7 protein-coding genes and 1 tRNA gene are annotated in these 7,622 nt (G+C 47.8%); 6 read left to right on the top strand and 2 right to left on the bottom strand.

Features of this window, described 5'->3' with window-relative positions; genetic code table 11:
• Nucleotides 1–11 precede the first annotated feature (11 nt).
• A tRNA-Lys gene (locus RDP42_RS06445) sits at nt 12–84 on the top strand.
• 149 nt (nt 85–233) lie between these two features.
• Here the strand turns inward: RDP42_RS06445 and RDP42_RS06440 are convergent.
• On the bottom strand, nt 234–797 hold the full coding sequence (locus RDP42_RS06440) for a sugar O-acetyltransferase (RefSeq protein ID WP_308763020.1): 564 nt from the start codon (nt 795–797) through the stop codon (nt 234–236).
• A 191-nt stretch (nt 798–988) separates the two neighbouring features.
• Here RDP42_RS06440 and RDP42_RS06435 point away from each other — a divergent pair, with 191 nt between their 5' ends.
• Entirely contained in the window at nt 989–1,672 is a 684-nt protein-coding gene (locus RDP42_RS06435) for an SGNH/GDSL hydrolase family protein (protein WP_308763019.1), read from the top strand.
• Between the two features lie 33 nt (nt 1,673–1,705).
• On the opposite strand, the gene lipB is transcribed toward RDP42_RS06435, so the two are convergent.
• Nucleotides 1,706–2,371, bottom strand: a complete 666-nt coding sequence (lipB, locus tag RDP42_RS06430) for a lipoyl(octanoyl) transferase LipB (RefSeq protein WP_303914463.1) — start codon at nt 2,369–2,371, stop codon at nt 1,706–1,708.
• A 156-nt stretch (nt 2,372–2,527) separates the two neighbouring features.
• Between lipB and RDP42_RS06425 the strand changes: the two genes are divergently transcribed.
• From RDP42_RS06425 to gcvP, 4 genes are read left to right on the top strand one after another with little or no spacing between them, the layout of a single operon-like run.
• Complete coding sequence (locus tag RDP42_RS06425) at nt 2,528–3,394, top strand: DUF3298 domain-containing protein (RefSeq protein ID WP_308763018.1); 867 nt, start codon at nt 2,528–2,530, stop codon at nt 3,392–3,394.
• Nucleotides 3,395–3,400: 6 nt separating this feature from the next.
• Nucleotides 3,401–4,027, top strand: a complete 627-nt coding sequence (rsmG, locus tag RDP42_RS06420; RefSeq protein WP_308763017.1) for a 16S rRNA (guanine(527)-N(7))-methyltransferase RsmG — start codon at nt 3,401–3,403, stop codon at nt 4,025–4,027.
• Between the two features lie 10 nt (nt 4,028–4,037).
• Nucleotides 4,038–4,679: an MBL fold metallo-hydrolase gene (locus RDP42_RS06415; protein WP_308763024.1), complete on the top strand. Its 642-nt coding sequence runs from the start codon at nt 4,038–4,040 to the stop codon at nt 4,677–4,679.
• Nucleotides 4,680–4,721: 42 nt separating this feature from the next.
• The gene (gene gcvP / locus RDP42_RS06410; RefSeq protein WP_308763016.1) at nt 4,722–7,571 is read left to right on the top strand and encodes an aminomethyl-transferring glycine dehydrogenase; all 2,850 of its coding nucleotides are present in this window, start codon (nt 4,722–4,724) and stop codon (nt 7,569–7,571) included.
• Nucleotides 7,572–7,622: the final 51 nt, after the last annotated feature.

The raw sequence follows: 7,622 nt of genomic DNA, 5'->3' as shown, positions 1-7,622 counted from the left end.
TTATAGTGGATGCACTCTTAGCTCAGTTGGTAGAGCAACTGACTCTTAATCAGTGGGTCCAGGGTTCGAATCCCTGAGGGTGTACCGAAGCCGTGAGGCAAAATGAGGAAGTTCTAAAAATCGAAAGATTTTTGGAACTTTTTTTATGCTCTGGTCTGAAGCAGTTTTATAAAAAAGGTCCGAAGATAGCATATCCCCTGACCTTTTCTCATATAGACAAAAACGCAAAATCTTTATTCTATGTTCCGGATAAATTTAGCTGGTACTCCTCCTACTATCGTATTGGCCGGCACATCCTTCGTCACGACGGCCCCTGCGGCAATTACGGCATTATCGCCGATGGTGACTCCCTGCAGGATGGTACTGTTCGAGCCTACCCATACCCGTTTCCCCAAGACGATGGGAGCTGGAGTCATGTAAGCTCGCCGTTCCGGATTCAAGTCATGGTTGAGGGTGGCAAACACTACATTATGCCCAATGAGGCAGCCGTCTCCCAAAGTCACACCGCCTTGGTCCTGAAAATGGCAGCAAGCGTTAATAAACACATCCTTCCCCACATGAATGTTTTTTCCGAAGTCGGTGTAGAACGGAGGAAACACCCGGAAAGATGCATCGACCGGTCTTCCGAAAAGATGGGACATCAGTGCTTGAATTTCTTCCATGGTATGGTAGGAGCCGTTCAATTCAAAAGTTACCCGACGGGCCTCGTCGCTCATCCGGTTCAGGAACTCCTGAATTTCAGGGGTATTCAACGGGCGACGCTGGGCTACGTGCGTTAAAAAATCATTTAGTTCCATGTCTTTTATAATATGTTATAGATTTCTATGCTACAAAAATACGTCAGTTTGGAGAGATTTGCAGTAGATGAATTACAGATAATTTTACCCTGATTACTTGTTTCCGGACAAAAACTCCTTATTTACATCAACTTTTTCTATGGGGTTTGTTTTTTATCACGTACATTTGTGGAAACTTTAACCGACATGTCATGAGAAAAACGTATGCTATGCTGCTTTTCTTTCTTTTGATTTGCAGTACCGGATTTTCGCAGTATCGGAAGTCCGTCTCTATTTTGGGAGATTCTTATTCCACCTTTGAACATTATCTTCAACCGGACACGAATGCTGTGTGGTATTTTCCCCAACCTTTGAGTAAGAACGATGTGACTTCCGTCAGCCAGACGTGGTGGTACAAGTTCATTCAGGAAGGTGGTTACCGTCTGTGTGTGAATAATTCTTTCTCGGGCTCCACTATCTGTCATACAGGATATGGAAAGGCGGATTATTCCGATCGTTCGTTCGTGACGCGAATGGACAACCTGGGCTGCCCGGATATCATCCTGATATTCGGCGGAACGAATGACAGTTGGGCTGGAGCGCCTCTGGGGCAATACCAGTATCAGAATTGGACAAAGAAGGATTTGTACAGCTTCCGTCCGGCCATGGCTTATATGTTAGAACACATTCGTTACCGCTATCCTAATGTGGAAGTGTATTTCCTGTTGAACTGCGATTTGAAGGCGGAGATCAACGAATCGGTGAAGACCATCTGTCAGTATTATGGGGTGCCCTGTCTTGAACTGAAAGGCATTGACAAGCAGGAGGGTCACCCTTCTGTGAAAGGGATGGCGCAAATCTGTGCCCAATTGAAGGCTTTTACGGACCGTCCCTGAAGAAATATAAGACGAAACGGCTTGATTGATGGGTCAAACCGTTTCGCCCAATAAATTGCGGATTAGTTTTTCCAGTTTGTCTCTCACCTCTTCCATCGGAAGTTCTCGATGCAGCTCAGCAGCCAATGAGGTTACCCCTTTATTAATGAATCCACAGGGGTGGATGTATCCAAAATAGCGGAGGTCGGTGTTCACGTTGAAAGCCAGTCCGTGCATTGTAACGAAGTGGCTACTTCTGACGCCCATGGCACAAATTTTCCGTTCGTCGGGTGTGCCCGTGCCCAGCCAAACGCCGGTAGCCCCCTCCACTCTTCCCGCCTCTATGCCGTATTGTCCGCACAGGCGAATGATGGCTTCTTCCAGCAAGTGCAGGTATTCCTTCAACCCCAAGTTATAATCTTCCAGATTCAGAATGGGATAGCACACCCATTGTCCGGGTCCGTGATAGGTGATATCTCCTCCTCGGTCTACGTGAAAAAGTTCAGCATGAAGGGCATGGAGTTGATTCTCGTTCAGCAGCATATTAGCGGTTTTGCCGTGTTTTCCCAGCGTATATACATGTGGGTGCTGGCAAAAGATAAGTCGGTTAGTATAAGGCTTTTCGTGAAGTTTTGCTTCAATCAGTTGGTCAAAGAGAACAGTTTGTCGTTGCCAGGCTGCTTCATAGGAAACAATTCCCCAGTTTTCAGTTATCATCATGGCATTCTAATCTTAATAGGTTACATTTTGCAAAGAAAGAATTTTTCCATGGGAATGGCAAAGATTTACAAAAAGAATTCCTTTTTCCATGACAATTCGCGAAGTTATGCTATATTTGTAGACATAGAAATCATCACTGATTATAAAGTTCTGAATATGATGAAAAAAATACAGGGAGGAATCTTTTCCTCCATTTTATGTGGAGCGCTTTCCACAATGGTATTGCCTGGGTGTACCGGAAACCGGTCGGCAGAAGGAAGCCGTCTTTCTGTAGATTCCATACCGATGGATACCACCGTGTATCTGGATGCGTCCAACCCCAAAGCTCCCAAATGTCAGATTAAAATTAATTTCAAATATTTACGTTCGGCCGAAGCGAACGATTCGCTGACGGAAGTCATCAACAAGGTGCTGGAGGAGGCGTTTTCGAGCGCCCATGCCGGAGCCGCTTCTCCGCAGGCCTTCGTGTCTGCCATCAAGGAAAGTCTGGCGAGCGATTACCTGAAAGACGTGCAGAAGAATTATGAAACGGATGTGAAGAACGGCATGAAGGCGGACGAGATTCCCGACTGGTATAATTATGAGTATGAGATAAACTCTGAGCTTACGGAGGGCAAAGACAGCATCTGGAATTATTCGGTAACCACCTTCCAGTACACGGGAGGAGCACATCCCAGCAGTTGGGGACACTGGGTCAATGTAGATGCCCGCAACGGACGCGAACTGACTAAGGAGAAGGTGTTTCGCAAAGGAACGGACGAAGATATATGCAAACTGATATTTGTCAGACTGCTGGAGGAGGCGAACAGAAAGCTGGAGACTGATACGCTGACCTGTCTGGAAGGTTTGAACCAGATGGGCATCCTGCTGGATACGGATTTGTATGTGCCCGATAATTTCCGGATCGGGAAAGATGGGGTGACTTTCCTCTACAACCAGTATGACATCGCTCCTCGCCCGATGGGACAGTTCGAACTGACGGTGCCTTATGAAGAAATAAACACTTACTTAATCAAGAAATAATCGTACATGGATATCATTTTGAAATATTTTCCCGACCTGACCGAGACGCAGAAACAGCAGTTTGCGGCGTTGTATGACTTGTACACCGACTGGAACAGCAAAATCAACGTGATTTCACGCAAGGACATCACCAATCTGTATGAGCATCATGTGCTGCATTCGCTGGGCATCGCGAAAATTATCCATTTCCGACCAGAAACTGAAATTATGGACTTGGGCACGGGCGGAGGCTTTCCCGGTATCCCGTTAGCCATTTTATTTCCCGACACGCATTTCCACTTGGTAGACAGCATCGGCAAAAAAGTAAAGGTGGCTACGGAAATCGCACAGGCTATCGGACTGAAGAACGTGACCACCCGTCATTGTCGTGCCGAAGAGGAGAAGCAACAATTTGACTTTGTGGTAAGCCGGGCGGTGATGCCGCTCACAGACTTGTTGAAGATTATCCGGAAGAACATTCGGAAGGAGCAGCACAATGCCCTTCCCAACGGGCTGATTTGTCTGAAGGGAGGCGAGCTGGAAAAGGAGGTCATGCCCGTGAAACATCAGGCACTCGTCTACGACTTGAAGGATTATTTTGAAGAAGAATATTTCGAGACCAAAAAAGTGGTCTATGTAACCATTAACGGATAATAATCGTATGCTGAAAATAAAATCATTTGAATTCAATATGTTTCCGGTCAACTGCTATGTAGTGTGGGATGATGAAACACTACAGGCAGCTGTGATTGATGCCGGATGTTATTATAAGGAAGAACAGCAGACTTTGAAGAAATTCATTACGGACAACCAACTGACGGTGGTTCATCTGCTGAACACGCACTTGCATTTGGACCATGTATTCGGCAATGCGTTCATGCTTCGGGAGTTCGGATTGGGCACAGAAGCCAGCGAGAAGGATGAGTTCCTTTTGCCGCGTATCGGAGAATATTGCCGGATGTTTGGATTTCCGTTGAACGAAGAACCTCCTGCCATGGGCAAGTCGCTTGCCGATGGAGACAAGGTGCAAATAGGACAGCAAGAATTGAAGGTGATTGCCGTGCCAGGACATTCACCGGGCGGACTGGTGTTCTATAGTGAGTCACAACGATGTATATTCAGTGGTGATGTCTTGTTCCGGGGCAGTATTGGACGGGCTGATTTGGAAGGAGGTAATTTCGAGCAGTTACGCGACAGTGTCATGTCGCGGTTACTGGTACTTCCCGATGAAACAGTCGTTTATCCGGGACATGGAAATACCACGACTATCGGATATGAAAAGATGAACAATCCTTTCTTCCGTTGAAAAGCTGTTTTTTACCTGAAACCATAAATCTTAGTATAAATCATGAAAACAACGACATTCGCAAACCGACACATCGGCATTGGGGATAAAGAACTTTCCCTGATGCTGGAAAAAATTGGGGTCAAAAGCCTGGATGAACTGATTGGCAAGACCATTCCGGCCAATATCCGGTTGAAGGAACCGCTGAAACTGGCTCCTGCCATGACGGAACGTGAATTTGCCACGCATATCGGTCAACTGGCTGCCCAAAATAAATTATATAAGACTTACATCGGATGCGGATGGTATGACACCGTGACTCCGGCTGTCATCCAACGCAACGTATTCGAGAACCCGGTGTGGTATACATCTTATACTCCCTATCAGGCTGAAATTTCACAGGGAAGACTGGAAGCTTTGCTGAACTTTCAGACCGTAATCAGTGACCTGACCGCTATGCCATTGGCCAATTGTTCCTTGCTGGATGAGGCTACTGCAGCTGCTGAGGCGGCAACAATGATGCACGGATTGAGAAGTCGTGCACAGCAGAAGGCACAGGCCAACGTGCTGTTCGTGGATGAGGAAATCTTTCCGCAGGATTTGGCGGTAATCCGTACCCGTGCCATTCCGCAGGGTATCACGGTGAAGGTCGGTAGTTACAAGGATTTGACCTTTACACCCGACTTGTTTGGCTGTATCATACAGTATCCGAACAATAGCGGAAGCATCGAAGACTACCGGGCATTTACAGAGCAGGCACATGCGGCTGGATGTAAAGTGGCTGTAGCCGCTGATATCTTAGCACTGGCTATTGTTACTCCTCCGGGAGAATGGGGAGCTGATATCGTCTTCGGAAGCTCACAGCGTTTGGGTGTGCCGATGTTCTACGGAGGTCCTTCGGCTGCTTATTTTGCTACACGGGATGAATACAAACGCAACATGCCGGGACGTATCATCGGCTTGTCAAAAGACAAATACGGACGCTTGTGCTACCGTATGGCCTTGCAGACTCGTGAGCAGCACATCAAACGTGAAAAAGCTACTTCCAACATCTGTACCGCTCAGGCTTTGCTGGCTACGATGTCTGGATTCTATGCTGTGTACCACGGGCCGGAAGGTATCCGTGAGATTGCAGAACAGGTGCATGCCGTAGCTGTATGGGTAGCTGAACAGTTGGTTCGTCTGGGCTATAAACTGCGTCACGACACGTTCTTCGATACCCTGAGAATCCAGTTGCCGGACAATGTAACGCTACAAGAAGTACGCACCATTGCCTTGGGCAAGGAAATCAACTTGCGTTATTTCGACAATGGAGACGTAGGTATCAGTGTAGACGAAACAACCACACAGGCTGATGCCAAACGACTTGTCAACTTGTTTGCTGTAGCGGCAGAAGAGCCAACACATGATGTTGGACCGATTCCTGCAACTGCTCCCCTGCCGGAAGTTTTCCAGCGTAAGAGTGCATACCTTACTCATGAAGTGTTTAACAAGTACCATACGGAAACGGAGATGATGCGTTACATCAAGCGCTTGGAGCGCAAGGATATTTCATTGGCTCACTCTATGATTTCATTAGGTTCTTGCACCATGAAACTGAATGCGGCTGCCGAAATGTTGCCGCTGAGCAATGCGGCCTGGATGAACATACATCCACTGGTGCCGGAAGACCAGGCAGTAGGCTATCAGACGTTGATACAGAACCTGTGCGAGCAGCTGAAGACCATCACGGGGTTTGCGGGAGTTTCTCTCCAGCCGAATTCCGGAGCTGCTGGTGAATATACAGGATTGCGTGTCATCCGGAGCTATATGGAAAGCATTGGACAAGGTCACCGTCATTTGGTATTGATTCCGGCATCGGCACATGGTACCAACCCCGCTTCTGCCGTACAGGCGGGATATGAGCCGCTGACTTGCGCCTGCGACGACCATGGGAACGTAGATTTGAACGATTTGCGCGAGAAAGCAGAAGCACACAAGGACGAACTGGCTGCCTTGATGATTACGTATCCGTCCACTCACGGTATCTTTGAGGAGGAAATCAAGGAAATTTGTCGGATTATCCACTCTTGTGGTGCACAGGTATACATGGATGGTGCTAACATGAATGGACAGGTAGGGTTGACGAATCCGGGTACCATCGGAGCCGATTTGTGTCACTTGAACTTGCACAAGACCTTCGCCAGTCCTCACGGAGGTGGTGGCCCGGGTGTAGGTCCGATTTGTGTATCTGAACATTTGGTACCGTTCTTGCCGGGACATGTAAGCAAGGGCAATCCGACGAATGAAGTGTCGGCTGCACCTTACGGAAGTGCGGGTATCTTGCCTATTACCTACGGATACATCTGCATGATGGGAGCTGAAGGGCTGAAGAGAGCTACCCAGGTGGCTATCCTTAATGCCAACTACCTGGCCGCTTGCTTGAAGGATGCGTATGGCGTGGTATATTGCGGTAAGAACGGTTTCGTGGGTCATGAAATGATTCTGGAATGCCGGAAACTGCACGAAGAAAGCGGCATCTCGGAGAACGATATTTCCAAGCGTCTGATGGACTATGGTTATCATGCACCTACCCTCTCCTTCCCCGTACACGGCACCTTGATGATTGAGCCGACCGAGAGTGAAAGCAAGGCCGAACTGGACAACTTCATTGAGGTTATGGTACATATCCGGGAAGAGATTGCCGAGATTGAAAGTGGAAAGGCCGACAAGGAAGACAACGTACTGGTGAACTCACCGCATCCCGAATACGAAATTGTAGGAGATAACTGGACGCATCCTTATAGCCGGGAAAAGGCGGCTTATCCTATTCAGAGTGTACGCGACAACAAGTTCTGGATCAATGTGGCTCGCATTGACAACACGTTGGGCGACCGGAAGCTGCTCCCTACGCGCTACGGGAGTTTTGAGTAAATCACTGTGAGGCGGTTTCGTTTTTTTGAATCGCTTCTGTACGGAAATAAA

Source organism: uncultured Bacteroides sp. (assembly GCF_902472605.1).
Lineage (GTDB): Bacteria > Bacteroidota > Bacteroidia > Bacteroidales > Bacteroidaceae > Phocaeicola.
Note: the sequence above shows the minus strand (reverse complement) of the source record. Positions and strands in the feature narration are given on the sequence as shown.